The organism is Luteolibacter sp. SL250, from assembly GCF_026625605.1.
GTDB lineage: Bacteria > Verrucomicrobiota > Verrucomicrobiia > Verrucomicrobiales > Akkermansiaceae > Luteolibacter.
The window spans coordinates 19,739-45,882 of sequence record NZ_CP113054.1 but is presented as its reverse complement, the minus strand read 5'-3'; the positions used below and the strand labels follow the sequence as shown (position 1 = coordinate 45,882).

The following is a 26,144-nucleotide window of genomic DNA, read 5'->3' as shown; positions in this document are numbered from 1 at the left end:
TCAGATGGGATCAGAGCTTCCCTCCAGCGGGGAACGGAGGCGGTGCCTGGTCCCATGCGGCGCGCTTCCTCATGCGGGTGAAGACCAGCAGGTTGAAGAAGTGCATGCCGCCCAGCACCAGCAGCACCACGCCCAGCTTCGCGCTCAGTGCCTCGAAGATCCCGCGGGCGGCGACCACTTCCTCCGCCAGCTTCAGGTAGAGCGTCACGAAGCCGAAGTTGATCAGGTAGAAGCCGACCACCAGCAGGCGGTTCACGCTGTCCGCGAGGGGTTCGTTGCCATGGAAGCAATCGACCAGGAAGACCCGGCCATTGTGGAAGAGGTTCCTCGCCACCCAGACGGTGAGCGGCAGGGCGATGGCCAGGTAGAGCGCGTAGGTGAGGACGGTGGGGTTCATGATATTCGGTAATTTTGGTTGTTTCAGGAAATAATGAAAGTTATGGGCAAATTTTTTTAGCCGAGGAGCTTGGTCGCCATCTGGATGGCGAAGCCGTGCTTCATGGAGGACACGCGGTCCGCCATCTTGGACGCGAAGCCGACGAACTCCTCCAACTGCCGCATCTGGTCATGAAAGGCCTTTCCCTCCGGGGTCTTGATGCCGCGGCTTTCCTCGGCGCACTTGTGGAGGATGTTCACCGCCGGCTCGATCTCCCGGCGCTTCCGCTCGCGGGCGATGATGATGAACATCTGCCAGACATCCTTTTCCGCTTCGAAGAATTCGCGCCGTTCGCCCTTGCGCAGGACGGTGCGGATCAGTCCCCAGGCCACCAGTTCCTTCAGGTTGGTGTGGGCATTGCCACGGCTGATCTGGAGATCCTCCATCACCTCGTCGGTCGAGAGGGGGTCCGGGGCGGTGATGAGCAGCGCATGGATCTGCGCCATGGTCCGGTTGATGCCCCACTGGGTACCGAGCGCGCCCCACTGGGCGACGAATTCGTCGCGGGCTTTCTTCAGTTTGACCAGCTCGTCGTTCATCTGTTTTCAGAAATTACTGAAAATATCGGATTGTGCAAGTCGGAATTTCAGAATGGAGGAGGATGACCACTGATTTGACTGATTTACTGATTCAGAAGGCATGGAATTCTCCGCAAGTGTCGTCCCTGAGATCATATCCGCATTTCTGAAATCAGTGAAATCAGTGGTATCAGAATTCCTCTGGCCTGGTCTGCCCCGAAAGGCGGGATCTCACGCCGTCTCCGGCATGAAGGTGGGAAAGATGAAACCGGAGTGCCGCTGGCTGCCGCCGCGTGTCTGCGCGAGGTGCAGCTCACAGTTTTTCGCGCCCCAGCCGTAGCATGTATGGACCAGCTCCGTGGCATCCGCCGGGGCCAGCCATACCGGGGTGGATCCCCGGTGCGTCCGGTCGAGCTGCGACCAGAGCAGGGCGAGTGCCGTCGCCGTGTCCCGTGAGACGCCGGGACCGAGCATCCGCGAACCGGGGTGGGCGATGGAGGTGAGAAAACCATCCAGTCCGTCCGCGCCATCAATCACCAGAGTGGTCCAGACACCCTGCCCGTTTTCGATGAAGAAGCGGTGGTCCTTTTCCCGGCGGATGCCGGAGATCTCCTCCTCGAGGGCGACGATGGCAGGGAGGTCATCCATCGTGGCAGGGCGGACGGAGGAGATGAGCGCGGGTGCGGAAGCCGGGTCCATCCCGGTCTCCGGCACGCTGAGGATCATGTCCTGATAGATCCGGACCGGCACGAAGCCCGCCTTCGAGTAGAGGGAAAAGGAATCGAGATTGCACGCGCTGGAAACCAGGCGCAGCGGAAGGCCCGCGTCATCCGCGAGCCGGGTGATTTCCCTGAGGAGGGCATTCGCCGCGCCGCGGGATTCCGGGATGGCGTTCATGATACCCAGCGACCAGTGCGTCTCCCGCGGGTGGTAGAAGCAGGAGCCGACGAGCTTCCCGGTGGCATCCTCCGCCACCAGGCAGCAGCCCGGGTCGAGCGCCTCGTAGATTTCCGGGAACACCCGGCACGCGAGGGGATCCGGCCCGAAGATCTCCCGGTTCAGGTTTATCCGGTACCAGGAATTGGTGGAATGGTGGATGAGCGCAGCGACTTCATCCCATTCGTCAGGGCGCAGCGGGCGGATGTGAAAGGGGGTGGGCATGGTTTCCGGATGGGTGGGGAAATCGGAGACCTCCATCATGGATAGGTTCGCTCCCGCCGCCAGCTTTCTGACGGCGTCTGGGAAAGAGAGGCTTTCGTATTCCATGATGAAACCGATGGCGTTGCCGTGCTTACCGCAGCCGAAGCAGTGGAAGGTCTGCCGCGTCGGACTGACGGTGAACGAAGGTGTTTTCTCATGGTGGAACGGGCACTTCGCTTTGAATGCCGCGCCCATTCGCTCCAACTGGAGGTGGGCACCGATCAGTCGGACGATGTCGGTCGAGGCCAGCACCTTCTCGATCGTTTCCTGTGGGATTTGCTGCACGGTAAGCAAAGGATATGGCGGTCTTCGGCTTGCACTGAAACCGAAAACGCCGGGCCAGCGGGATTGCCTGCGCTTCGCTCCGGCCAAGCGGGGTGCGGCTGACGCCGGTGTTTTTCTGAGGATGCTGCGAGCATCCGAAGGCTTTCGAACCGGCTCCGCTGCGCTGCGCAGGGTTCTCATCCCACTAGCCCGACTCTGGCGGATGGGGTGCCACACATGGGCGGGGATGTTCGGTGAGTGACCTTCACTTGGGTGTGATGGTCGGGCTAGCGGGATTCGAACCCACGGCCTCTTGCCCCCCAGGCAAGCGCGCTACCAGACTGCGCCATAGCCCGTCACGTGAACGGACCGGCAAGGAAGCAGGCGAATTGCGGGTTGGCAAGCCCGGAAAATCATGCGATGGCGGAAGGCATGAAACGCATCAAGACGGCGATCGTGGGGGCGAGTGGTTATACGGGCATGGAATTGCTGCGTCTGCTGCTGGGCCATCCGGCTGTCGAGTTGGTGGCGGCCACATCAAGGGCGGAGGCTGGAAAGCCGATTGGCGCGGTGTTTCCGCGGTTCCGGGGCGCTCCGGGGGCGGATCTGGCGTTCATGGCACCGGATGCGGATGAAATCGCCGCGACGGGTGCGGAGGTCGCTTTCCTGGCGCTGCCCCACGGGGTGGCGGCGGAGATCGCCCGCGCGTTGCTGGAGCGGAATGTGCGGGTGATCGACCTGAGCGCGGATTTCCGCCTCAGTGATGCGGCGGTCTATCAGGAGTTCTACGACCATGAACACCCCGCTCCGGACCTGCTGGAGCAGGCGGTGTACGGCCTGCCGGAGGTTAGGGCGGACCGGATTTCCGCGGCGAAGCTGGTCGCTTCTCCCGGTTGCTACCCTACGAGCATCATCCTGCCGCTGCTGCCGCTGTTGCGGGAAGGGCTGGTCGATCACACCACCATCGTGGCGAACTCCATGAGCGGCGTGAGCGGCGCCGGAAAGAAGGCGGACCTCACCCTGCTGTTCGTGGAGTGCAACGAAAGCGTCCGCGCCTACGGCGTGCCGAAGCACCGGCACCTGTCGGAGATCGAGCAGGAGCTTTCCATCGCCGCAGGCGAAAAGGTGGTCATTTCCTTCATCCCGCACCTTATCCCGGTGACGGCGGGGATCGCCACGACCACGACGGCGAAGCTCAAGGAAGGCGTGTCACCGGAGGTGGTCGGCGCGGCCTTGGAAAAAGCCTACGCGGGCAAGCCGTTCGTGCGCCTGCTCGGGAAGGGCGGCTGCCCGGACACGAAGAATGTCACGCGGACGAACTACGTGGACATCGGCTGGAACCACGATCCACGGACGGGCCGGGTGCTGCTGCTGAGCGCGGAGGACAACCTGGGCAAGGGCGCGGGCGGCCAGGCGGTGCAGAGCTTCAACCTCATGTTCGGCCTGGAGGAGACTGCCGGATTGCAAAATTTCTAGGATCTGTCTCGATCTGTCCCCTTTCCCATTCCCTCTGTCATGGATTTCCCATTTTCCCGCATCAAGGGCGGCGTCGGCGCGGCCCAGGGCTTTCTCACCAGCGCGGTGAGCTGTGGCATCAAGAACCCGGCGGCTGACCGTCTGGATCTGGCGCTGGTTTATTCCGAGAAGCCATGCACCTCCGCGGGCACCTTCACCACCAACCGCGTGAAAGCCGCGCCGGTGAAGGTATCCCAGTCCCACCTGCGGAAGGGTGAACTGCGTGCGATCATCGCCAATTCCGGCAACGCGAACGCCTGCACCGGCGTGCAGGGCATCACCGATGCCAACGCGATGTGCGACGCGGTGGCGAAGCCGCTGGGGCTGAAGCGTGCCGAAGTCGGCGTGGCCTCCACCGGTGTGATCGGCCTGCCGATGCCAATGGTGCGCGTGGAGCCGAAATATGACGCGCTGATCAAGGGGCTGGGCGCGAAGAACGGTGCGGATGTGGCTGCGGCCATCATCACCAGTGACACCCACGCGAAGGAGGTGGCCATTTCCTTCGACCTGGGGGAACACCGCGTGCGGATCGGCGGCTGCGTGAAGGGCGCCGGCATGATTTCCCCGAGCATGGCGACCATGCTGTGCTTCATCACCACGGATGCCAACGTGAAGAGCGAGGAGCTGCGCAAGGCGGTGCTGGAATGTGTGGAGGAGAGTTTCAACCGCATCACCATTGACGGTGACATGAGTACGAATGACACGGTCATCGTGCTGGCGAACGGTGCCTCCGGTGCGCCGGCCTTCCGCCGGAATGACGCCCGCTGCAAGCAGTTCCGCGCGGCCCTGAAGTGGGTGATGCTGGAACTGGCGAAGGCCGTGGTGCGGGATGGGGAGCGTGTGACCAAGTTCGTCACCGTGAAGGTTCAGGGTGCGCGCACTTACCTGGATGCGAAGAAGGTGGCGGAAGCCGTCTGCAAGTCCGCGCTGGTGAAATCCTCTTGGAACGGCGGTGACCCGAACTGGGGACGCATCCTGCACGCGGTGGGCTATTCCCGCGCGCGGATCCGCGAGGAGCTCATCGACATCAGCATCGGCGGGAAATTGGCCTGCGTGGGTGGCCTCCAGGCGTCCACTCCCATGGAGGAACTGCGGGCCGCAGTGGCCGAGAAGGAGTTCGAGATCGTCATTTCGTTGAACCAGGGTGATGCCGAGTACGTCATGTATTCCAGTGACTTGTCTCCGGAATACATCGATTTCAACCGGTCCGAGTACGCCTACTGGAAGCAGGCGCGGAAGGACGGATTAGTGTGATTTGCAATGCAAAAGTAATGCTTTTGTAAAGTCACTGACCGGGTGTAATGTCGCTCCCGAAAACCCTCTATGAGATCATCTTTCCGAAAGAGCTATGCCTTGGCGGCAGGCGCTGCATGTCTTGGCTTTGGTGTTTACTGGCTGACGCAGCAATCGTCCGAGCCTCCGCGTGCAGGACGTCCGGATGATACCCGGCGCAAGCTTTCCACGACCCCGATCGAGCCGATGCGGGACGACCGGCCGTTGGTGCTGCGGATGGGAGATGGCCCGGGCCTGAAGGTGGCGATGGACGAGGTGTGCGTGCGTGACGGCACCGGGATGGAAACCTTCGTCAAGCTCGACCCTCCGGCGACTCCGTCATCGATCCGCTCCCGGATGATGCTGTTGTCGGCCATGGGGGAGGTCCTGCCGGTGGCCTATCCGGAACAGGGAGAGAGGAATGAGGGCACCCGCGCCATCATCACCAGCAAACTGCGGGTGAAGCTGCCGGATGCGGAGGCGGCAAAGGTCGCTGCCGGCAACCAGCTCGAGGTGTCCGAGCGTCCCGCATATGCCCCGGGATGGACCATCATGGAGGCGGCGGATCCTTTCGCCGCGCTGGCGTCCGTCGAAAGTGTGCGGGCCTCCTCTGAGGTGGCGTCGGCGGATGTGCTGGTCGCCAGACAGCGGTTCAAGCGCACCATGCCGAACGACACGCTGATCGGGCAGCAATGGTATCTCAAAAACAGCACCACCAGCCCCAGCATCACCCACATCAACGTGGAGGGGGTCTGGAAATACGGGGAGACGGAGTTGGGTCAACGGGGGGACGGGGTCAGCATCGCCATCGTGGATGACGGCGTACAACTTGACCACCCCGATCTGATTCTCAACACGGATACCATCAACGACTACGACTGGAACGCGAATGACTTCGACGCCAGCCCTTCCCTGTCAACGGACATCCACGGAACCGCATGCGCGGGTGTCGCTGCGGCGCTGGCCAACAATAGTCTGGGGGTTGCCGGTATCGCACCCGAGGCATCCATCGTGGGCATGCGGTTGATTTCCGCGAGCACCACCGACCAGCAGGAGGCGGAGGCGATGGCCTGGAGGAACGAGATCATCCATGTGAAGAGCAACAGTTGGGGGCCGCAGGATACCGGCAGATTGCTCGAGGGGCCGGGGCCTCTGACCGTCTCTGCGATGCAGAATGCCGTGGCGGGTGGCCGGGGGGGCAAAGGCACGATTTTCGTCTGGGCCGGAGGCAATGGCCGCGCCAACGGAGACAATTCAAACTACGACGGATACGCCAACCGCATTGAGACGATTGCGGTTGGAGCGATCGACAGCAATGGAGGGCAGGCGGACTACAGCGAGTCCGGCGCGAATCTTCTGCTGGTTGCCCCGTCGGACGGGGTGGGCGGCATGGGGATCGTCACCACGGACCGGACCGGAAACGCAGGTTGGAACACCACCTCCGGGGTGAACGGCAACTACACCACGCTTTCGGGGGACAGCTCCTTCGGTGGAACTTCCTCCGCCACGCCGGTGGTTGCGGGCGTGGTGGCGCTGATGTTGCAGAAGAATCCGAATCTGGGCTGGCGGGATGTGCAGGAGATCCTGATCCGCAGTGCGACCAAGGTCCAGCCATCCGACGCCGACTGGCAGACCAACGGAACGGGACTGTCCTTCAACCACAAGTTCGGGGCGGGTCTGGTGAACGCCGGTGCCGCCGTGGAGATGGCTGGAGGCTGGGTGAATCTGGCCTCCCGCTCGAAACGGACCATCTACAGTTCGAACAGCAGCGTGATACCCGAGGGAGGCTCGGTGACCCGGACGTTCGCGGTCAGCGGGGATACCCACAAGATCGAGGCGGTGACGGTCACGGTGACCGCCACCCACAGTGCGCGTGGGGATCTTGCCCTGACGTTGACCTCTCCCAGTGGGATGACCAGCCGCTTGTCGGAGGTGCACAATGATCCGAATCCGAACTACAAGGATGACAAGCAATCCGGTTCAACCTCCTGGACTTTCAGCACCGTCCGCCACTGGGGTGAGTTCACCGGCGGTGACTGGACGCTGGAGGTGAGGGATGGAGGCAGTGCGAATGGAAACGCCGTCGGCGGCACCCTCGGTGCCGTGAACCTGGAGTTCCATGGTGTCTCCACCGGGGCGATGAATCCGGCGCCAGTCGTCCAGATCACCTCACCCACCGCCGGCCAGCCGTTTTCTCCGGGATCCGCGGTACCCGTGACGGTCAGTGCCACCGACTTGACGGTGACCGGTGCTCCGGGAACGGTCACGAAGGTCGAACTGCTGATGGATGGCCTTCCCGTCGGTGAGGATACCACCGCTCCATTTGAGTTCACCGTCTCACCGGCAGACGGCCCTCACACGCTGATTGCCAGGGCGACGGATGTGGAAGGGGAGACGGGGACCTCCCCCTCTGTCCAAATTTTCCTCCAGAACCAGCCGCCGGTGGTCCATTCCGTCACCCTTTCCAGCGTTGCGTACTCCTTTCCGGATGTGAATCTGGCAGTCACCAACGTCAATGCCAGCGATCCGGAAGGCACCGCGATTTCCTACACCTATCAATGGCAGGCCAGCACGGACGACCGTACTTATACCAACCAGGCGGGCAAGACGACGGCGGTGCTGCCGGCGGATGCTGCCAACGCAGGCAAGCTCTGGCGTTGCCTCGTCACCCCTTCGGATGGCGTCAATATCGGCACACCGTTCGAATCACCGGTGGTCAATGTGGTGAACCGGCCTCCGCTTTTCGCGAAAGTGGGTGCTGCGGTGCCGCATGACAGTGGCCTGGTGATCCGCGGTGTGGAGGAACCCGTCAATCGGAGGGTGATCGTCAATGAGGTGAGCCAGGGCGACAACGGAAGGAAGGAATGGGTTGAACTGCTGGTCCTCAAGACGGGGAGCCTGGTGGGCTTGCGGTTGGGGAATGCGGAAAAGTCGATGGTGTTCAAGGATGTTGATCCGTGGAAAAATGTTCCGGCGGGACACCTCATTGTGATCTACAAGGGAACCCAGAAGGATCCGTTGATCACGCTTCCCGACAATGCCGACGTGACGAAAGGGCCGCTGGTGATCCGGCACCTGGACAGCGGTGTGGTGACATCCCAGTACTTTGAAGACCCGAATGACGGTTTGCTCGCCGCGATCGAAGATGATGCCACGGTGCTGTTGGGCGATGCAGGCGGGGACATCCACAGGATCACCTTTGGAAGTGGGACCACTTCGGGCTCCACGGTTCCCGCGGGAGCCCCCGCGTTGGGGCAACTGCTCAACTTGAAGTCCGCCTGCTATCTGGGAGGCTCCGAATCCGGGGCCAATCTCCCCGGGGAATGGGAGATACGTGCCGTCACCAGCGCCTCAGCCGGTTACCCGAATGACGACAACGGCCCGAATGCCAAGTTCATCAACCGCTTGGTCACCCAGAATCTGGTTGAGATTCCGAAATACCGGTTGGGGGCGAACACCGTTCTTCCTGCCGGGCTCATTTGGAATGGTGAAAGTGAGGTGTCCGGCCGTTGGAGCGGAACCATCTCGCCCACCGCCACGGTGGGGGACTATCCCATCGTCATCGAGCGCTATAACCAGGATGGGGAATCCGTGGCACAGGCCTTCACCCTGCGGGTCTTCGCGAACAACTACAGCCAGTGGACGGGTTCCTTCCCGGGCATTGCGTCGGGAGTGGGTGGGGATGGGGATGGAGATGGTGTACCGAACCTGGTTGAATATGCCCTCGACCGGAATCCCATCGCTGCGGAGGCGGGCGGCGGCTACACGATGACCACGGAAAATGGTATGATCTCGGTGATCTACCGGCAGTCGAAGGTGCCGGTGGATGTCACCTTGCGGGCGGAGTGGTCCACGGCGCTGGATGCCTCCGCCACCTGGCTGACGGACGGGATCCAGGACGAGACCCTCCAGGAGGATACGATGACGCGGGTGGTGAAATCCTCCCTGCCGATCATCCCGGGAGATCCCAAGCGCTTCCTCCGTCTCAGGGCGACCTTGGCCCCTCCTTGAGCCAGTCCGGCACGGTTGCCGCGGCAGGCCCAGCGCACGTTGCAGTGCGCTGCGACCCGCCGCGGACCATCCGCTAACCACGGGAGATGTAAGGGACGGTGTCTTTGTGCCCACCGTCCGGGTTGCAAAAACTCGGTCCGGAACGACTCCGGATACCTCCAGCCGCAGCGGTTGGCGTGCCAAAACCGGCAAATGAACGGTGGCCATCCACAACCCACTTGCTTGGAAAGAGAAGTTTTTCGGCTCCTTGATATTTCATGCCGCTTTCCCAAATACCTTGGCGGAAAAAGCGGGTGAAATGCATGTGGGCCGCCGTCCGGAAGGAGGAGCCGGGCGCTCTCCCCGGGTCAGCCGCGGGCCGGCCGTCTGCGGCGTGCCGACAGGCCGGCGGCACCGGCCAGCAACAGGGTTGTCAGATGCGGCTCGGGAACCTGGTCCACCACGAGATTGTCGATGCGTGTGGATACCGTCCCGCTGGCGACATAGTAGAAGCCGATGGCGGTGATGGGGGAATTCCCAAGATCCGTGACACGGGCGCTGGGACTGATGGAAAGTTCGTCACCAGGGGCGATGTTCACGTCAAACCATGAGCTGGCCAGCGTCGTGTAGGCGAAGGAACGGGTGAAAGCCCCCGCGTTGTTGACGTTGTTGAAGTCGGTCAGCATTCCGGTGGCCACGGGAGTGAAGACCTGGGTCGTCGCCACCCATTGGCTGCCCACGCGGAGGAGGAGGCGGGTTTCCGCGTTCCCGGTAACGTTGGCATGGTGCTGCCAACTGATGTTGAGCGCACCATTCGCCGGGTTGATGTTCAGGCCGCCTTCGAAGGTGGCGTAGGCTCCGTTGGACAGCGCGTTGAGCGCGAGGAAGCCGGGGACCTGCGGATTGCCATTTCCGGCTCCTCCTGGGATGTAGATGGTGCCCGTTCCTGAGCCCGTCATGGCGGTGGCGGTTGTTCCCCTGTAGGCGACCCAGCCCGCGGTGCTGATCGGGTCATCGGTCGAATCCGCATTGGTGAAGGACTCGCCGTAGACCACTGCCGCCTGGAGCGGGCTGGTGAGGGCCGCCGGGATGAGTGCCAGTGCGACGAAGGAGGACAACAGATGGGTTTTGCCGGAATGGGTCATGAACACTAATGTCGGTCCGGCCGGAGGAGTTAGCAGTGAAACTTCGGACACATGCCGGGTTTTCCGGAATGGGTCTGCTAACTAACGCCGCCGCCGGATCATTTGCCTATGGCCCACCCGATGAAGGAAGAACCCACACCGCCAACCGATCCGGCAGCCCAGTTGGAGCTGGTGCAGGTCCTGTTCGTGAAACACCAACCGCTGGTCCGGGTGGCGGCGCTCGCCATCCTGCCGGATTTCGACAAGGTGGATGATGTGGTGCAGGAGACGTTCCTCACCATGCTGCGCAAGGCGGGCGACTTCGTTCCGGGCAGCAACTTCACCGCCTGGATCTGTTCCATCGCCCGTTTCAAGGCGATGGAGATGCGGAGGAAATCCATCCTGCCCTTTGAGACGCTGTCGGACTCCGTGCTGGAGACGCTCCACGCCGTGGAGCCGGAGACGGATGATTTCGAGCACAAGGTGAGGTATTTCGAGGAATGTCTCGGCCGGCTCGCCCCCCAGGCGCGGAAGGTCATGGGGCTGCGCTACGAGCAGGCGCTGCTCCCCGCGGCGATCTCCAGGCAGATGGACTGGTCCGTGGGAGCCGTGAAGGTCGCCCTTTCCCGCGCCCGCAACCTGCTGCGGGATTGCGTCCACCTGAAACTCGCCGCGGAGGGCCATCTCCCTGACACCGAATCCGCCTGATCATGTTTGACGAAGCACGCCTCAAGCAATTGGTCGATGCCTACATCGACCAGACCCTGGAACCTGCGGAGCGGGAGGAACTGGAGCTGGTCCTGATGTCTTCGGAACAGGCCCGCCAGGATTTCTGGGAGAGGGTCCACCTCCATGCCGCCGCACGCGAATGGGCGCTCGGCCGCGTCGCCACAAGCATGGTCGATGCGACGGTCAACCGCTCCATTTCCGTGAGGAGGAGTTGGATCAGGACCTGGGGAGTGGGCATCGCCGCCGCAGCCGCTTCGGTCACCGCCGCCCTGTGGCTGGGGAACAGGCCGGATCCCGCGGTCCCCATCGGAGCCAGCCAATCTGCCCTGCCGGAAGTCGCGGACGAACCCCAATCCATGTCCCTTCCCGTCGCAGTGCTGGCCCTGTCCGCGGATGCCGGGTGGGTCGGCAGCACTCCGGCCCCGGGGGCACCGTTGTCTCCCGGCCTGTTGAGGTTGGTCAGGGGAAATGTGCGGATCGACTTTCTCAGCGGTGCCCAGATGACCATCCGCGCACCGTCCGAGGTCGAACTGGTCACGGAAATGCGCGCGAGGCTGCGTAGCGGCAACATCCACGTGTTCGCCCCGCCCGCGGCGGAAGGATTCACCGTCGAGTCCGGGGAGCTGATCGCCGTGGACCGTGGGACCGAATTCGGAATGACCGGTGCGGCTGGCCGTGCTCCCACCCTCCACGTGCTCGATGGCAAGGTGGATGTGGCGAAGAGTGATGCCCCCTCCGAGTTCAAGGAGATCCGCGGCGGCAGTGCCGTCAGCCTGAGCGGGCGTGACTGGAGTTTCTTCCCGGCGGAACCGGCGCTTTTCCAAGGAACGCGTGACTTGGCCGGTGAGTCGGATGACGAGCAGGCACGCAGGCTCAGGGAGTGGGAGGTCGCCGCACAGGAACTTTCCGCCCGGCCGGACGCCGTCATCCATTTCCCGTTCCTGAAGCCGGACCCCGGCAGGAGTACGGCGGTGGCAAACACCGCTGCCCACGCCGTTGCGGGGACGGAAGGAACCATCGTCGGGGCGGAACGGGTGGGTGGCCGCTGGGTGGGGAAAGGAGCCTGCAATTTCTCTCGCTCCACGGACCGGGTGCGGTTCGTGGCTCCGGGGGAGTACCAATCACTCACCCTCATGGCGTGGGTGAGGGTGGACCGGTTGCCGAACGGCTTCAACGTCCTGCTGCGGGCCGACCGCGTGGTGGTGGGAACCCCCCACTGGCAGTTCGACTCCCTGGGGCGCCTGAGGTTCGGCTTCAACACGGCCAGCAGCGACTTCCTCAGGCCGGACACGACGGAGAAAACCTCATGGGATGTCGCCGTGTCGCCTCCGTTGCTCGACGGCCGTCTGGGGGAGTGGATCCATGTGGCGACTGTCTATGACTCCCGGCGCGCCGTGCTGGAGCATTTCATGAACGGCGAAAAGGTGGCCAGCCATCCCTTGCTCCATCCCATTCCCATCATCATCGGCGCCGCACAGATCGGCAACTCCGTCGTGGAGTCGAACGACCCCGGGCAAGGGAGGGTGAACCTGGTGGGACGGGTCGATGAATTCGCCCTGTTGAAGGAAGCGCTGCCGGAGGAGGACATCCGGAGGTACTACGAAAAAGGCCGTCCTTGATCCAAGGACGGCCTGAAGTCGGGCTGGAAGGGCAGGGGTATCACTCCGCATCGAGGACGATGTCCTTGAACTCGACCTGCATCGGCGGGCCGGCGTGGAGCTGGAGGGCGAGGACGCCTTTTTTCGCGCCTTCGGCGGTCTCATCCGTGACATCCACGGTCAGCTTGCCGTTGATGTGGTGCTGGAGGTGGCCGCCCTTCGCGATGATCTTGTATTCGTTCCAGCCGTCCTTGTTGATCGCCGCCTGGATCTCATCACTTTTTCCGGTTTCTCCGGTCACGGTGATGGTCGGCTTCTTTGCATCCGCGCCTTGGGTGAGGGTGACTTTCTGGCCGCGCTGGGCCAGGATGCCGCGGCCCTTCTCCTCATAGAGGATGCCGCTGTATTTGTCGCCGTATTCGAAGTCCGCCTGGTAGCCCGCGACCACGAAGTTCGCCTCATCGGCGACCTTGCTACGGTACTGGATGCCGCTGTTGACGGTCTTCTTCCCGTCACCCGGGGTCATCTTGTATTTGAGAGTCAGGGTGAAGTCGGAAACCTCGCCGTCCTTCCAGATGAGGAAGGTATTTCCCTTGATGGGGGCATCCGCACTGGTTTTGCCGACGATGACACCGTCTTTCACTGACCAGAGAGCGGGATTACCGGACCAGCCGGTGAGGTCCTTGCCGTTGAAAAGTTGCTTTTCGGCGGCGGTGGCGGCGGTCGCCGCGAGGGCGAGGAGGAGGAAAGGTTTCATGGATGGGATGGTCTTGGGGAAAACGCTGGATTTTCCTGAGGTTTTTCAGAGTCCCTGTTTTTTGAGGAAGGGAACCAGCTCGTCCACTCCGAAATCGGCCAGCACCTCGCCATGCCAGTCCATTGTCGGTGCCTTGGTCTGGCCGGAGAGGTTCACCATCTCCTGCATCGCCTCGCGGTTGCCGGAGACGACGATCGTTTCGACGTCGATTTTCTTGCGGTCCAGGTAGTCCACGACTTCGTCGCACCATGGGCAGCCGGGCTTGATGTAGAGTTTAGGGAGCATGAAAGGGTCGTCGGGTAAGTTGTCTGGGTGAGTTTTGTGTCGTGATCGTGTGGAAACAAGGCGGCATTTTCCAACGATCATCCGGTTGCGCGGAGCCTGCTTGTCCCTAAAATGGGAGGCATATGAGTTCAGATGTCAATTTCCTCGCGCAAGTGGCCCCCATGGGCATTTCGATGACCTATTGGGTCATCATCGGCGCGACCTTTCTCGTGAGCCTGCTGGTGAGCAGCACGCTGAAGCGCCGTTTCAACCAGCACTCGCAGGTTCCGATCCGTTATACCGGCGCCCAGATCGCGGAAGCGATGCTCCGCCAGCATGGCATCAATGACGTGCGGGTGATCAGCACCCCCGGCCAGCTCACGGACCACTACGATCCGACGAACAAAACGGTGAACCTGAGTGAATCGGTCTACGCGCAGAACAACGTCGCCGCCGCCGCCGTCGCCGCCCACGAAGTGGGTCACGCCGTGCAGCACCAGCAGGCTTACAAGTGGCTCACTTTCCGGTCGAAGATGGTCCCCGCGGTCGGCTTCGCCTCGCAGATGCTCAACTGGCTGATGATCCTCAGTGTTTTCGGTGCCTTCGCGCTCGGTCCGACGACCATCTGGATCTGGGTGGGCTTGTTTTCCGTGACGACCCTGTTCGCCGTGGTCACCTTGCCGGTGGAGTTCGATGCCAGCCGCCGGGCCTTGGTCTGGTTGGAAAGCAGCGGCCTGGCCGCCAGCATGGAGCATGAAAAGGCGAAGAACGCGCTGTTCTGGGCCGCAATGACCTACGTCGCCGCCGCAGTGGGCTCGCTTGCCCAGCTCGCGTACTTCCTCATGATGGCCCTCGGGGGCCGTCGGGAGGAATGACCTGAAAGTCCCGTAGCCGCCAGCAGCCGGGGGGCTGCCAGGATCTCGGTTCCGGCTTGACGGCAGGGGGGCTTTCTGCTTGCCTCCGGCTGTCGGCGTCTGACCTTCAGGCGTTTCGATGTTTTTGAAACGATCCGTGATCCAGTCCCGTATGGGTTCGGCCCGTTTCCGAGACAACAGCCATCCTTCTTCCCATCCATGGACCTTTCCTCTCCGCTCTGGTATATTTCCTACATTCTGGTGCTGGTCGGCCTCGCCGGTTTCGGCTCCCACCGCCTTGCCATTGTCTTCCTTTATCTGAAGCACAACCGCAAGCGCCCGCAACCGAAGGAGATGTTCACGGAGCTGCCGCTGGTGACCATCCAGCTTCCGGTTTTCAACGAGATGCACGTGGTGGACCGTCTGCTCGACTCCGTCGCGGCGCTGGACTACCCGCAGGACAAGATGCAGATCCAGTTGCTGGATGACTCCACCGACAGCACCGTGGAGATCTGCCGGGCTGGCATCGAGCGCCTGAAGGCCAAAGGCTTCGACGCGGAGCACATCCACCGCACGGACCGCACCGGCTTCAAGGCGGGTGCTCTCGAGAACGGCACCAAATTCGCGAAAGGTGAGTATCTTTTCATCCTGGACGCGGACTTCGTGCCGAACCCGGATGTGCTGATGCGGACCATCCACTTCTTCACCGATGACAATATCGGCATGATCCAGACCCGCTGGGGCCACCTGAACCGCACCTACAACGTGTTGACCCGCATCCAGGCGATGTTCCTGGACGGCCACCTGGAGCTGGAGCAGACCGCCCGCAACCGCAGCGGCCGTTTCTTCACTTTCAACGGCACCGGCGGCATCTGGCGCAAATCCTGCATCGCGGATGCCGGCGGCTGGGAGCATGACACCCTCACCGAGGACATGGACCTCAGCTACCGTGCCCAACTGAAGGGCTGGCGCTTCATTTTCCTCAACGATGTGGAGACCCCTGCGGAGCTTCCCGTCGATATGGACGGCTTCAAGAGCCAGCAGCACCGCTGGACGAAGGGTTCCATCCAGGTTTGCAAAAAGGTCCTGCCTGCCATCTGGAAGAGCAAGGTTCCGCTGTTCATCAAGATGGAGGCGACGGCGCACCTCACCTCGAACTTCGCCTACCTGCTGCTCATCATCCTCTGCTTCCTCATCTACCCGAACCAGCACCAACCGGACTTCGGCGCCTACACGAAGTGGATCGTCAACGTCCCGATTTTCTTCTTCGCCTCCGTTTCGGTCATCGTGTTCTACATCACCGCACAACGGGCGCTCCGCCCCGGCACCTGGTGGAAGGAGCTTCCTTATCTCCCGCTGCTGCTCGCTCTGGGCATCGGCATGTCGATCAACAACGCCAAGGCCGTGATCGAGGCCTTGTTCAACCACGAGACCGCTTTCGTCCGCACGCCGAAGTACGGCATCGGCGAAACCGCCCAGCGCAAGGCGGACTGGAAGAAGAGCAGCTACAAGGCGATCAAGACCCTCACTCCGTTCGTGGAGTTCCTGTTCGGTTCCTTCTTCCTGTTCGTGGTGGTGGATGCCGTCCTCGGCCAGCGCTACGTCTCCGCGGTCCTGCTCCTGCCGTTCCCGGTCGGATTCTTCTACACCTCCTTCGCTTCCTTCGCCCGCATGCTGCCGTCCCCGTCGGCACGCTCCGCTCCTGAGGTTGTCACCCGCAAAGATCCCTGACCCACCCATGGCCCTGAGTCTTTCCCGCAAGTTCCTCCTCTCCATGGCCTGTCTTGCCGCCGCGGTTGGTTTCACCAGCTGTGGATCGGTCAAAAAGGACAACCGCAACAAGATGATCGTCAGCGTGCGCGATCAGAAGCTGCTGCTGGTGAGGGATGGAAAGCCGGTGAAGTCCTACAGGATCTCCACGTCGAAGTTCGGCATCGGTGACAAGCCGGGCAGCAACTGCACTCCGCTGGGTACCATGCGGATCGCCAAGAAGATTGGCGGCAACGCCGTGGCTGGTACAGTTTTCAAGAGCCGCCGGCCGACCGGTGAGGTGCTCCGGCCGAATGCACCGGGCCGGGATCCCATTGTCAGCCGCATCCTCTGGCTCCACGGTACGGAAATCGGGAATTTCAATGCCTACCGGCGCTACATCTACATCCACGGCACTCCGGAGGAAAGCCGCTTGGGAACTCCTGCCTCGTACGGTTGCATCCGGATGGGTGGCAGGGATGTCATCGATCTCTACAACCGTGTGGGTGCGGGGGCTGAGGTCCGCGTGATCCGCGGCACCCTGGGAGCCACCAAGGAGCAGCAGGGATACGTTGCCCGTGGCGGCAGCATCGACGATGGTGTCTGAGGAATCCTCCGCAGATCGAAAAACACAAGCTTGACACCATCCTAAAAATTTATAATTTCCCCGCCCCGCCGTTTCCGGCCCACCACTTTTTGACAAACGACCATGGCCAACCACAAATCTTCCATCAAGCGCGCACGTCAGACCATCGTGCGCACCGAGCGCAACCGTGCTGAAAAGAGCCGCTTCAAGACCGCCCGCAAGGCCGTGCTTGCTGCTGTTGCCGCTGGTGACAAGGAAGGTGCCGCCAAGGCCAGCACCGTTCTCTCCTCCTACGTGGACAAGGCAGCCAAGCGCAACCTGATCCACCCGAACAAGGCCGCCAACATCAAGAGCAAGACCTCCAAGGCGATCGCTGCGATTGCCTGATCCGTTCGGTCCCCGGAAACACGAAAATCAAGCGGACCGGCTCCCCGGTGCCGCTTTTTTCATAGAATGGCTTCTCCCCAACCACCTCCTTCGCGCGCGGAAACCGCCGCCAAGATCGCCGCCAACCCCGCCGCCTACAAGGTGTGCGAGGGGTGTGACTCCATCGTGGGGGCCGGTGCGGCCCTTTGCCCGAATTGCCACAGTTTCCGGTTTGATACGACCGCGGAGCAGGTCATCCGGCAGGCCCGCATCCTGGGTGCCCGGGAACAGACCTCCGTCACCGCGGAGGACCTGGGTTGATGAACGCAGAGCGGACTTCAGTCCGCCTGGCTTCGCTGGCGGGATTCCCCCGGGGCGGACTGAAGTCCGCGCTCCATCCGATTCTTTCCCATCATGAACGACATCATCAGCTTCAAGGAATGGCAGGTCGTCTGTGACGCGCTTGCCAGGGGCCGGCAGTCCATCCTGCTGCGCAAGGGTGGCATCCATGAAGGCCGCGCGGGATTTTCCTTCGCCCATGGATCGTTCTTCCTTTTTCCCACGCGCTTCCACGCCATCGGGGATCATGTCCGCGAGGGCCATGTCGAGGTCGCGCCGGAATGGCAGCCTGGGGACGTCATCCGCATCACGCACCACGCGGAAGCGGAATGGGCCGTCACGCTCACGGATTGGGAGAAGGTGAAGGCGCTGGAGCCGTTCCATGTTTACTCCGAAAAGACCGTCCGCGACCGCTTCGACTGGGAGGGGAAGGGCATGGCCTCCGGCAGCATCCATGTGGCACTGGTGCGTGTGCGGGAGCTGGCGCAGCCGTGGGAATTCGTCTATGAGCCGAAGTATGGCGGCTGCCGGAGCTGGGTGAAGCTGCCCGAACCGCCCGCAGGCTGGAGGGAATCGGCGAAGCCGGTGCTCGATGAGACGGCATTCGCGGAGCTTTCCGCTGCATTGGCCTGAACGGCGTATGGTCCGGCGGGTCCACCCTTCGGGTGGACCTGGAACCCCATCACCGCTCCAGCCAGGCGGCCTTCATCGCCTCCGCGCGTTCCAGCGCATCCGGTCCGAGGAAATTCGCGTGACCCATTTTCCGGCGGCCGATCGCCCGGCGCTTGCCATAGAGGTGGAGGAAAGCTTCTCCGTCCTGGAAGAGTGGCTGCCAGTCAGGAGGGGTGGTTTCGTCCGGCCAGAAGTCACCGAGCAGGTTCAGCATCACCACGGGTGAGAGCAGCCGCGGGGAGCCCAGGGGCAAGCCCAGCACGGCACGCAGTTGCTGCTCGAACTGGGAGGTGGCGCAGGCGTCCAGCGTGTGGTGGCCGGAGTTGTGCGGTCGCGGGGCCATCTCGTTCACCAGCAGGGATCCGTCTTCCTTGAGGAAAAACTCCACGCCGAGGATGCCCCGGTAGTCGAGCGCGCCAGCGATGCGGCGGGCGATGGCGGATGCCTCCAGCGCCACTGCGGGAGTGGTCCGTGCGGGGACGATGGAAACGTCCAGGATATGGTGGCGGTGGCGGTTCTCCGCAGGATCGTAGGTGACCACCTGGCCATCCGCCCCGCGGGCGACCATTACGGAAAGCTCCCGCTCGAAGGGGACGAATGCCTCAAGGACGGCGCGCGGCGCGTCGAACTCCGCCCAGACCGCTTCCGGATCCTCCGTGCCGTCGAGCTTGATCTGTCCTTTTCCGTCATAGCCGAAGTCCGCGGTTTTCAGCACGCCGGGGCCGCCCAGATCCTTCATGGCCTCAGCCAGTTCCGCGGCGCTGCCCACCACCGCGAACCAAGTGCAGGGGATCTCATGCTGGCGCAGGAAGTTTTTCTCACGCTCCCGGTTCTGGCAGGTGGAGATGGCGGCGGGGGACGGATGCAGGGGGATGCCTGCGGCGACCGTCTCCAGGGTGGTGCGGGGGATGTTCTCGAACTCGACCGTGGCGACCGTGGCGGTCTGGCAGAAGCGTTCCAGTGCGGCGGCGTCATCGAACGGGGCGTCGATCACCTCGTCGGCCACTTCCACGGCGGGGGCCTCCAGGCCGCCGGTCCAGATCAGGGTGCGCACGCCCATCCGGCGGGCGGCCAGTGCCAGCATGCGGCCGAGCTGGCCGCCGCCGATGACGCCGACAATGCAGCCGGGAGGATGAATGGGAAGGGATGGCATGGAGAGGAATGGCAGAGGGCTCAGTCGAGAGCGGGGAGGGTGGCGGCTTTCACCGTGTCACTCTGGTTCTTGCGGAAAGCGGCCAGTTTTTCCGCCAGCGCGGCGTCTTCATTCGCCAGGATCGCCACGGCGAACAGCGCGGCGTTGATGGAGCCCGCCTTGCCGATGGCAAAGGTGGCGGTCGGGATGCCGGCGGGCATCTGGACGATGGAAAGGAGGGAGTCGACGCCATGGAGCGTCTTCGACTCCACCGGCACTCCGAGCACGGGGAGGTCCGTGATGGCGGCGGTCATTCCCGGCAGATGGGCGGCGCCGCCCGCTCCGGCGATGATGCATTTCAGGCCGCGCCCGCGGGCTGTCTCCGCATAGGAGACCAGCTTGTCCGGTGTCCGGTGCGCGCTCACGACCTCCGCCTCCCATGCCACGCCAAAGTCCCGCAACGTGCGTGCGGCGTGTTCCAGGGTGGGCCAGTCCGAAGTGCTGCCCATGATGATTCCGACGACCGGTGTTCCGCTCATAGAGCGCGAGCGTGGCGGGGCAGGGGGCGGGCGTCAATCCACGCCTTTGGGCGAAGTCTGCATGGAATTCTTGAGATTTTCGGAAGCAGCGGCATGGTCCGGGCATCTTCCGCTGTACCGCATGAAAAATTTCTCTTCCCTGGCCACGCCAGTTGTCTGTTTGGCAGCCCTTCTTGTGTTGTTTGCGTGCAAGGGAAAGGACAAGGCGGTGCCGGAGGCGGCGGCAACCATGTCGACGAGTGGCAATCTGAAGCTCGTCGCCCGTCACCACATCGATGTGGAGGAGCCATCCGATCTCGATCTCTCCGAGGACCGGAAGACGCTCTGGACCGTCAGCGACGAAGGTGGGATCGTCTATCAGATGGACCTGAACGGTCACATCCTCGGCTCGTTCGGGAGTGGTTTGGAGGATCTGGAGGGTGTCACTACCGTAGGGCACAAGGGATTGGCGGTCGTTTCGGAAAAATCCCGGGAGATCGTGCTGATGACTTCGGTGGGGAAGCATTCTTCCCGTTCCAAGCTGGATATGCCCGGCGAGAGGAACAAGGGGCCGGAATCCCTCACCTATGATCCGGTCGAATCGGTTTACTATGCGCTGAAGGAAAAAACCCCCGGCACCCTGATCACACTGGATGCCTCTCTGCGGGAAACCTCCCGCGCCGAGTTGAACTTCGCCAAGGACTATTCCTCAATGTCTTACGACCCGGTGCGCGGTCACCTGTGGGTGATGAGCGATGAGTCGGACGCCGTCTACGTCCTCGACCGGGATCTCAGGATCCAGACCATCTTTTCCTTTGATATCGAGCAGCCTGAGGGGCTGGCCGTGGACTATGAGGCGCGGAAAATGTGGGTGGTCTGCGACAAGAGTTCCATTCTCTACACCTTCACCTTCTCAGATTATTGAAAAAAGACCCTTGGATGGCGGCGCTTTTTTCATGGGGATCCCGGTGGAACGCCGCCCGAAAAAAACTTTTGTGACATTTCCGGAAAATTCCCTAAGAAAAGCTGGTGCCCCGCGTTCCAACTTCTGACAATCCCTAAAAACCCCTCACCAACATGGAACAGCCTCCGACCACCGAGCCGATCCTCATCAAACCCAAACTCTCCTACTGGCGCCGCCTGGGTGGGGGATCTTTGACGATTTCGATCGTCGTGCACGCGATCTTCCTTGTGATCGCACTTTACTGGATTTTCGCGGTGATCCCGCCGCCGCCTGAGAAGGTGGTGGATTTCAAGCCGAGTGGTGGTGGCGGCAACCCGAACGCCAACAAGAGCCAGCAGAAGAAGCAGTCCCAGATGGTGAAGACGAACGTCTCCCGCGTGGCTGCCAAGGATGCCGTCAGCAACTTCACCCTGCCTGATCCGGAGATGAACTCCAGCATGAGCAAGCTGGGCGCCCTCGGTGCCGGTGGCATGCAGGGTCTTGGTGGCAGTGGTTCCGGCGGTGGCCAGGGCAGCGGCATCGGCACGGGCTTCGGCTCCGGCATGGGCGACGGCATGGCCAAGGGTGCTCCTCCCGTGTTCTTCGGTCTGGAGATGCGCGCTCAGCGTGTCGCCTACGTCATCGACCTTTCCATCTCCATGCGCGCGGATGGCCGGGATATCCTGATGAAGGAGGAACTCACCCGTTCCGTGAAGGCTCTTCCTGACAAAACCAAGTTTGCCGTCATCTTCTTCTCAGGTCCGGCCTGGGTTCCCGGTGACGAGGTGGTCAACAACGTGGTCAAGCACAAGGGCAAGGAGTACAAGTGGAGTTCCAAGAGTTCCTGGGAATGGACCACCGAAAAGCCTTATATGAAAGTGGACTGGCTGGACGCCGGTGACACGGAGAAGAAGAAGATGGTGAGCCTGATCAAGAACCAGGAACTCATCGGTGGCACCGACTGGGAGGCACCGCTTGAGATCGCCATGGAAATGCAACCGCCGCCGGAGCAGATCTTCTTCATGACCGACGGTGCGATGGAAAACCGTGATATGGATCGCCTTGTCCGCGGTCTGGTCGCCAAGGCAAAAAGCAAGAACATCAAGATCAACACCGTCAACATGATGGTGCCGCAGAAAGAAGCGATCGATGCGATGGATGACCTGGCTTCCAAGACCGGAGGCAAGTTCACCATCGTGGAAAAAGGTGGCAAGGTCCGCAAGGGATCGAAGTCGGCGAACTGACCGAAAAAACCGTTTGCGCCACAGGCTTGCCGCAGGAGGCTTTGGCCCCTGCGGGGTCTCTGATGCTTCACTCCCCCGCAGTGGGGTATCCATGGTTGGGGTGCTGCTCCAACCTTTGTTGGCGGAGGTCACTGCCTTCCAGCCAATCCTGAAAACCCCCGGCGGGGTCCGCTCCGCCCCAGCAAAAATCCCCAATGAATTTTCACCGTCTTCACCTTGACAAGCATTGTTCCCCCGGGAAGAAACTTGCGGCGACCCGTATGGATTCGAAAAACCTGAGATTCACAAAGCACGCCTTGTGCGCACTGCTTGCCACACTGCCGCTCTGCGAAATCCAGGCCCAGCCTGCGGAGCCGGCGGCGCCTGCCGAACAACCGGCCGGTGAGCTGGAAACCCTTTTCGCGGACGCGGAGAAGGCCTTCGGTGCGAAGGACTACACCACGGCAGTTGGAAAACTGGAAACGCTTCTCAAGGCCATCGCCGAAAACAAGGCGGTTCCTGCCGCCACCCTGGAGATGATCCGTTTCAACATCGGTCTGGGTTACCTGCTGATGAACGACGCGGCGAACGCCGCGAAGGCGGAGGTGGCGTTCACCGAATGCCTCACCAAGCATCCGAAGGGTGAATACACCAGCCGCTGCTATCTGGGCGTGGGCAAGGCCTGCATGATCCAGGGCACCCCGGAGAAAAAGGAAAAGGCCATCAACGCCCTGCGTCAGGCCGCCGCGGATCCGAAGTACCGTTCGGAGGCGGGTCTCGCCCTTGGTCAGGTCTACAACGAACTCAACCGCCAGGAGGAGGCTTTCCAGGTCTTCAGGACACTCATGGGTTCGGACGTCCGCACCCCGCAGCAGACGGGTGCCGCCGTGGAGGTCATCGGCCTGCTGGCCGACAGCGAGAAGCTCGACGACCTCACCGCCTATCTCGACCGCGTGATCAACCAGCCTGGTATCCGCGATGCCATCGCGTGGTACACCAACCAGATCGTGGTCCGCGCGAATGATCTTTCCCAGCGTGGCTCCCATGAGATCGCGCTTGCCCTCTACCGTTCCATCCCTCCGCGCCGCCAGGTTCTCGAAACCCAGCGCGCCTCGCTGGAGGAGCAGAAGCGTGACGTCGCCGAGATCGAGAAGAAAATCGCTGATGAAGTCGCGAAGAAGATCCCGATTTCCCGGCGCTCCACCGCAGGTGAAACGATCGGTGTGCTGAAGTCCGCCCTCGAGCTGAACACCCAGGCGCTGGCAGCCATCGAAACGGCGGTTGATCTTGATGCGGATCTCCTGCTCGGCCGTGGCCGCAGCCTTTATTATCTGGAACGTTACGAGGAGGCGCTGGTCTGCTTCCGTACGATCCGGAACGTTTATCCGACGGCGAAGAACCTCGAAACCGCCGCCTACTCGGAAATCGTCACCTACAACCAGCTCAAGGACACCGATGAGCTCCAGAAGCGCGCCGCCGAGTTCCTCACCAAGCACCCGGGATCGACCAATCTGGAACAGATCGCCATGATCGCCGGCCAGGGCCTGGCGGATGCGGGCAAGTGGGAAGAGATGATCGCCTTCTACAAGGATCTGGCGGCGAAGTTCTCCGACTCGAAGTCGAAGGACCAGTATCTCTTCTTCCAGGCCTACGGATTGTTCCGCTCCGGCAAGTTCGCGGAAGCGGGGGAGGCTTATTCCAACTTCGTCCAGACATTCCCGGAGAGCGACCGCTATGAGGACGCCCTCTACCAGGTGGCCCTCTGCAATTTCATCCAGGGCAAGTTCAAGGAAACCCTCACATCCATCCAGGACTACCTGAAGAAGTTCCCGCGCGGCCGTTATTCCGGTGACCTCCGCTATCGTCTCGCCTACATCGACTTCCGCGATGAGGAGGATCAATCAGAGAAGCTGGTGAAGGAGATCAACGCCTTCGTTTCCGAGAACATCGACGATCCTTCCGCCGGAGCGATGCTCAACCTGCTGGGTGACACCTACAGCCAGAAGAAGAAGATCCAGGAGAAGCTCAAGGAGCAGAAGGTCGATCCGCAGGACAAGGCCCTCGAGTCCTACATGAAGGCCGCGAACTCCGAGAGCAATGCGGATGTCATCCGCTATGCCGTCGAGCAGGCGACCATCATCCTGCAGGCCAAGAAGGATTGGACGGGGCTGGTGAACCTGCACCAGGGCATGATGAAGCGCTTCCCGGGCTCCGACCTCGCGCTCATCTCCACCACCTGGGTGGTCAAGATGATGGTGCGTGAGAACAAGGGCATGGAAGCCGCGGAACTGCTCGCGGAAACCCTCAAGGACAGCATCGCGGATCCCGCCAACGAGCAGGTGGAATCCCTCATCGACGAAATGGTCCGCACCTTGGTTCCCGCCCGGCGCGCCAAAGGCACCGAGGTCAACCCCGACGCACTTTTCGAACAACTCAACAAGGTCTTCGACAAGGCTGCGGCAGGCCAGGAGAATCCGACGACCTTTGCCCGCAAGAACTACGCCGGCGCCCGTCTTTTCGACATGCTTCGCCTGCCGGAACGGTCCGACCAGTTGTTGAAGGCCATCGCCCTCAACACGCCGCCGGAAGCGCTGAGCCCCATGCTTCTTTCCGCCTGCGGTGAGATCCTCCTCAAGGATGGGCAGGTGGACAAAGCGGAAGGGATGTTCCTTCGCATCGTGGACCGCTACCAGGAGTCTCCGTTCGCGGATTCCGGTCCGGTGGGCCTCGGCCAGATCGCCCTCAACAAGAAGGAATACCAGAAAGCGCTGGAGCAGTTCACCTTCGCGATCGAAGAAAGCCAGGGCAGCTCCAAGTTCCGTGAGGCGAACATCGGCCGCGTTGACGCTCTGGCAAAACTCGGGAAACTGGACGAGGCGGAGAAAGCCGGCATCGCGCTTCTGAGTGACCGGAACTTCAAGGGTGAACCCGGAGGCCAGGTTTATCTCCTCGTCGGGGACATCTTCAAAGCCCGTGCCGCCGCCAAAGGCGGGGCGGAAAAGGAAGAAGAGCTGAAAAAGGCCAACGGCTACTATCAGAACGCCTTCGCCCGCTTCAAAGCTTATCCGGACATCGCGGCGGAAGGTCTGTGGAGATCCTACGAGACCCTCAAGGAAATGGGTCTCAACGAAGAGGCAGAGACCACCCTCAAGATCCTGCGCGAGAACGATAAATTCAAAAATACCCCCGCCTTCAAGAAAGCCCAATGAGCGCGAAACCCCATCCATTCTCCCGTCTCCTGCGTGGTTCGGCCATCCTCGCGCTGGCTTTCTCCTCCTTTGCCTCAGCACAGGATGGCGCCACCAAGGACGCGATCAGCATCGTTTTCACCCTCAATGGTGTCAGCAAGTCGATCCCCATCGACAATCTGGGCTTCCAGGCGGACAAGTTCACGGTGAAGACCCCGGCGGAAGGCCTGCCGACCATTCCGTTGAACCTCGAGTGGGCGAGCCACGTTTCCGGATCGGAACCTCCTCAGATTTCGGAAGCGGTCGGACTGCTGCTGATGAACAAGCCGTCGGACGCGCTCGCGTTGCTCGATCCGGTGATGGAGGACCACAAGATCACGGCCAAGGTTCCGGGCAACTACTGGATCAAGGCGGCCCGTGCGGCCCTGGTCGCCCATTCCATCAACCGTGCGACCAGCAAGTGTGCGGAGATCGGCAAGGAGATCTCCGACGCGACCCCGACCGCCGGGGATGACCCATCCGTCTCCCTCAGCAACGTCATGCTCACTCCGCTGAGTGTGAGCATCAACGACCGGATCAAGGCATACGCGGACATCGCCAACGACAGTTCTCCTCCGTCGATCAGCGCTTACGCATCCTATTTCAGGGGGAACCTGCTCAAAACCGCGAAGCGGAACAAGGAAGCCCTTGAAGCCTACCTGACCATTCCGGCGGTCTACCCCACCTGCGGCCGCGTGATCGTCGCCGCCGCGGAACTCAATGCCGGCGAACTGATTGCCGCCATGAACCGGCGTGACGAAGCGATTCTCTATCTGGAAGACGCCAAACGCGAAGGCAAAGGCACCGTCATCGGCGCCGAAGCGGAAAAGCGGATTCCGCTGGTCAAGTGATCCAAGAAACCCTCTCA

The 26,144-nt window shown here is 62.0% G+C and carries 23 protein-coding genes and 1 tRNA gene; 15 read left to right on the top strand and 9 right to left on the bottom strand.

What is annotated here, in order from left to right:
- Positions 1–10: 10 nt before the first annotated feature.
- From OVA24_RS00210 to OVA24_RS00195, 4 genes are all read right to left on the bottom strand, one after another.
- Positions 11–397 carry a hypothetical protein gene (locus OVA24_RS00210; protein ID WP_267672320.1) on the bottom strand — a complete coding sequence of 129 codons (387 nt, stop codon included), beginning with the start codon at positions 395–397 and terminating at the stop codon, positions 11–13.
- 56 nt (positions 398–453) lie between these two features.
- Positions 454–975 (bottom strand): GbsR/MarR family transcriptional regulator, encoded by a 522-nt coding sequence (locus OVA24_RS00205; protein ID WP_267672319.1) that lies wholly within the window; start codon positions 973–975, stop codon positions 454–456.
- 210 nt (positions 976–1,185) lie between these two features.
- On the bottom strand, positions 1,186–2,439 hold the full coding sequence (locus tag OVA24_RS00200) for a GNAT family N-acetyltransferase (RefSeq protein ID WP_267672317.1): 1,254 nt from the start codon (positions 2,437–2,439) through the stop codon (positions 1,186–1,188).
- 258 nt (positions 2,440–2,697) lie between these two features.
- Positions 2,698–2,774 (bottom strand) — tRNA-Pro (locus tag OVA24_RS00195).
- Between the two features lie 76 nt (positions 2,775–2,850).
- Here OVA24_RS00195 and argC point away from each other — a divergent pair.
- The 3 genes from argC to OVA24_RS00180 all read left to right on the top strand — a co-directional run bounded on the left by argC (position 2,851) and on the right by OVA24_RS00180 (position 9,216).
- Complete coding sequence (gene argC / locus OVA24_RS00190) at positions 2,851–3,894, top strand: N-acetyl-gamma-glutamyl-phosphate reductase (RefSeq protein WP_267672315.1); 1,044 nt, start codon at positions 2,851–2,853, stop codon at positions 3,892–3,894.
- 39 nt (positions 3,895–3,933) lie between these two features.
- Positions 3,934–5,187 (top strand): bifunctional glutamate N-acetyltransferase/amino-acid acetyltransferase ArgJ, encoded by a 1,254-nt coding sequence (argJ, locus tag OVA24_RS00185; RefSeq protein ID WP_267672313.1) that lies wholly within the window; start codon positions 3,934–3,936, stop codon positions 5,185–5,187.
- A 225-nt stretch (positions 5,188–5,412) separates the two neighbouring features.
- Positions 5,413–9,216 carry a S8 family serine peptidase gene (locus OVA24_RS00180; RefSeq protein WP_267672311.1) on the top strand — a complete coding sequence of 1,268 codons (3,804 nt, stop codon included), beginning with the start codon at positions 5,413–5,415 and terminating at the stop codon, positions 9,214–9,216.
- Between the two features lie 347 nt (positions 9,217–9,563).
- On the opposite strand, the gene OVA24_RS00175 is transcribed toward OVA24_RS00180, so the two are convergent.
- Positions 9,564–10,340 carry a hypothetical protein gene (locus OVA24_RS00175; RefSeq protein ID WP_267672309.1) on the bottom strand — a complete coding sequence of 259 codons (777 nt, stop codon included), beginning with the start codon at positions 10,338–10,340 and terminating at the stop codon, positions 9,564–9,566.
- Between the two features lie 120 nt (positions 10,341–10,460).
- On the opposite strand from OVA24_RS00175, the gene OVA24_RS00170 reads away from it, so the two are divergent.
- Positions 10,461–11,027 (top strand): sigma-70 family RNA polymerase sigma factor, encoded by a 567-nt coding sequence (locus OVA24_RS00170; RefSeq protein ID WP_267672307.1) that lies wholly within the window; start codon positions 10,461–10,463, stop codon positions 11,025–11,027.
- Between the two features lie 2 nt (positions 11,028–11,029).
- Complete coding sequence (locus OVA24_RS00165; RefSeq protein ID WP_267672305.1) at positions 11,030–12,667, top strand: LamG domain-containing protein; 1,638 nt, start codon at positions 11,030–11,032, stop codon at positions 12,665–12,667.
- A 40-nt stretch (positions 12,668–12,707) separates the two neighbouring features.
- Here OVA24_RS00165 and OVA24_RS00160 read toward each other — a convergent pair whose 3' ends face one another.
- Positions 12,708–13,403 (bottom strand): 3-keto-disaccharide hydrolase, encoded by a 696-nt coding sequence (locus OVA24_RS00160; protein ID WP_267672304.1) that lies wholly within the window; start codon positions 13,401–13,403, stop codon positions 12,708–12,710.
- A 45-nt stretch (positions 13,404–13,448) separates the two neighbouring features.
- The gene (locus OVA24_RS00155) at positions 13,449–13,688 is read right to left on the bottom strand and encodes a glutaredoxin family protein (protein WP_267672302.1); all 240 of its coding nucleotides are present in this window, start codon (positions 13,686–13,688) and stop codon (positions 13,449–13,451) included.
- A gap of 122 nt (positions 13,689–13,810) precedes the next feature.
- Between OVA24_RS00155 and OVA24_RS00150 the strand changes: the two genes are divergently transcribed.
- From OVA24_RS00150 to OVA24_RS00125, 6 genes are all read left to right on the top strand, one after another.
- Positions 13,811–14,542 carry a zinc metallopeptidase gene (locus tag OVA24_RS00150; protein ID WP_267672300.1) on the top strand — a complete coding sequence of 244 codons (732 nt, stop codon included), beginning with the start codon at positions 13,811–13,813 and terminating at the stop codon, positions 14,540–14,542.
- 198 nt (positions 14,543–14,740) lie between these two features.
- Positions 14,741–16,252 (top strand): cellulose synthase family protein, encoded by a 1,512-nt coding sequence (locus OVA24_RS00145; protein WP_267672298.1) that lies wholly within the window; start codon positions 14,741–14,743, stop codon positions 16,250–16,252.
- A gap of 7 nt (positions 16,253–16,259) precedes the next feature.
- Positions 16,260–16,877, top strand: coding sequence for a L,D-transpeptidase (locus tag OVA24_RS00140; protein ID WP_267672297.1), 618 nt, complete (start codon positions 16,260–16,262; stop codon positions 16,875–16,877).
- Between the two features lie 102 nt (positions 16,878–16,979).
- On the top strand, positions 16,980–17,243 hold the full coding sequence (gene rpsT / locus OVA24_RS00135; RefSeq protein WP_267672296.1) for a 30S ribosomal protein S20: 264 nt from the start codon (positions 16,980–16,982) through the stop codon (positions 17,241–17,243).
- Between the two features lie 66 nt (positions 17,244–17,309).
- Positions 17,310–17,543: a hypothetical protein gene (locus OVA24_RS00130; protein WP_267672294.1), complete on the top strand. Its 234-nt coding sequence runs from the start codon at positions 17,310–17,312 to the stop codon at positions 17,541–17,543.
- A 93-nt stretch (positions 17,544–17,636) separates the two neighbouring features.
- Positions 17,637–18,194 carry a DUF1802 family protein gene (locus OVA24_RS00125; RefSeq protein WP_267672292.1) on the top strand — a complete coding sequence of 186 codons (558 nt, stop codon included), beginning with the start codon at positions 17,637–17,639 and terminating at the stop codon, positions 18,192–18,194.
- 49 nt (positions 18,195–18,243) lie between these two features.
- Here OVA24_RS00125 and OVA24_RS00120 read toward each other — a convergent pair whose 3' ends face one another.
- Positions 18,244–19,386 carry a 5-(carboxyamino)imidazole ribonucleotide synthase gene (locus OVA24_RS00120; protein WP_267672290.1) on the bottom strand — a complete coding sequence of 381 codons (1,143 nt, stop codon included), beginning with the start codon at positions 19,384–19,386 and terminating at the stop codon, positions 18,244–18,246.
- A 20-nt stretch (positions 19,387–19,406) separates the two neighbouring features.
- Positions 19,407–19,904 (bottom strand): 5-(carboxyamino)imidazole ribonucleotide mutase, encoded by a 498-nt coding sequence (gene purE / locus OVA24_RS00115; protein ID WP_267672288.1) that lies wholly within the window; start codon positions 19,902–19,904, stop codon positions 19,407–19,409.
- A 121-nt stretch (positions 19,905–20,025) separates the two neighbouring features.
- On the opposite strand from purE, the gene OVA24_RS00110 reads away from it, so the two are divergent.
- From OVA24_RS00110 to OVA24_RS00095, 4 genes are all read left to right on the top strand, one after another.
- Entirely contained in the window at positions 20,026–20,808 is a 783-nt protein-coding gene (locus tag OVA24_RS00110; protein ID WP_267672287.1) for an SdiA-regulated domain-containing protein, read from the top strand.
- Between the two features lie 152 nt (positions 20,809–20,960).
- Complete coding sequence (locus OVA24_RS00105) at positions 20,961–22,070, top strand: vWA domain-containing protein (RefSeq protein WP_267672285.1); 1,110 nt, start codon at positions 20,961–20,963, stop codon at positions 22,068–22,070.
- A gap of 296 nt (positions 22,071–22,366) precedes the next feature.
- Positions 22,367–25,258, top strand: a complete 2,892-nt coding sequence (locus OVA24_RS00100; protein ID WP_267672284.1) for a tetratricopeptide repeat protein — start codon at positions 22,367–22,369, stop codon at positions 25,256–25,258.
- Complete coding sequence (locus OVA24_RS00095) at positions 25,255–26,127, top strand: tetratricopeptide repeat protein (protein ID WP_267672282.1); 873 nt, start codon at positions 25,255–25,257, stop codon at positions 26,125–26,127. The genes OVA24_RS00100 and OVA24_RS00095 overlap by 4 nt, the downstream gene beginning before the upstream one ends.
- The last annotated feature ends 17 nt before the right edge of the window (positions 26,128–26,144 follow it).

Bases quoted from the DNA above. Each gene is read 5' to 3' on its own strand.
- purE (WP_267672288.1), bottom strand. From the start codon at position 19,904: ATGAGCGGAACACCGGTCGTCGGAATCATCATGGGCAGCACTTCGGAC.
- OVA24_RS00210 (WP_267672320.1), bottom strand. From the start codon at position 397: ATGAACCCCACCGTCCTCACCTACGCGCTCTACCTGGCCATCGCCCTG.
- OVA24_RS00095 (WP_267672282.1), top strand. From the start codon at position 25,255: ATGAGCGCGAAACCCCATCCATTCTCCCGTCTCCTGCGTGGTTCGGCC.
- OVA24_RS00175 (WP_267672309.1), bottom strand. From the start codon at position 10,340: ATGACCCATTCCGGCAAAACCCATCTGTTGTCCTCCTTCGTCGCACTG.
- OVA24_RS00130 (WP_267672294.1), top strand. From the start codon at position 17,310: ATGGCTTCTCCCCAACCACCTCCTTCGCGCGCGGAAACCGCCGCCAAG.
- OVA24_RS00145 (WP_267672298.1), top strand. From the start codon at position 14,741: ATGGACCTTTCCTCTCCGCTCTGGTATATTTCCTACATTCTGGTGCTG.
- argJ (WP_267672313.1), top strand. From the start codon at position 3,934: ATGGATTTCCCATTTTCCCGCATCAAGGGCGGCGTCGGCGCGGCCCAG.
- OVA24_RS00160 (WP_267672304.1), bottom strand. From the start codon at position 13,403: ATGAAACCTTTCCTCCTCCTCGCCCTCGCGGCGACCGCCGCCACCGCC.
- OVA24_RS00105 (WP_267672285.1), top strand. From the start codon at position 20,961: ATGGAACAGCCTCCGACCACCGAGCCGATCCTCATCAAACCCAAACTC.
- OVA24_RS00205 (WP_267672319.1), bottom strand. From the start codon at position 975: ATGAACGACGAGCTGGTCAAACTGAAGAAAGCCCGCGACGAATTCGTC.
- OVA24_RS00110 (WP_267672287.1), top strand. From the start codon at position 20,026: ATGAAAAATTTCTCTTCCCTGGCCACGCCAGTTGTCTGTTTGGCAGCC.
- OVA24_RS00155 (WP_267672302.1), bottom strand. From the start codon at position 13,688: ATGCTCCCTAAACTCTACATCAAGCCCGGCTGCCCATGGTGCGACGAA.
- OVA24_RS00125 (WP_267672292.1), top strand. From the start codon at position 17,637: ATGAACGACATCATCAGCTTCAAGGAATGGCAGGTCGTCTGTGACGCG.
- argC (WP_267672315.1), top strand. From the start codon at position 2,851: ATGAAACGCATCAAGACGGCGATCGTGGGGGCGAGTGGTTATACGGGC.
- OVA24_RS00170 (WP_267672307.1), top strand. From the start codon at position 10,461: ATGAAGGAAGAACCCACACCGCCAACCGATCCGGCAGCCCAGTTGGAG.
- OVA24_RS00165 (WP_267672305.1), top strand. From the start codon at position 11,030: ATGTTTGACGAAGCACGCCTCAAGCAATTGGTCGATGCCTACATCGAC.
- OVA24_RS00180 (WP_267672311.1), top strand. From the start codon at position 5,413: ATGCGGGACGACCGGCCGTTGGTGCTGCGGATGGGAGATGGCCCGGGC.
- rpsT (WP_267672296.1), top strand. From the start codon at position 16,980: ATGGCCAACCACAAATCTTCCATCAAGCGCGCACGTCAGACCATCGTG.
- OVA24_RS00150 (WP_267672300.1), top strand. From the start codon at position 13,811: ATGAGTTCAGATGTCAATTTCCTCGCGCAAGTGGCCCCCATGGGCATT.
- OVA24_RS00120 (WP_267672290.1), bottom strand. From the start codon at position 19,386: ATGCCATCCCTTCCCATTCATCCTCCCGGCTGCATTGTCGGCGTCATC.
- OVA24_RS00140 (WP_267672297.1), top strand. From the start codon at position 16,260: ATGGCCCTGAGTCTTTCCCGCAAGTTCCTCCTCTCCATGGCCTGTCTT.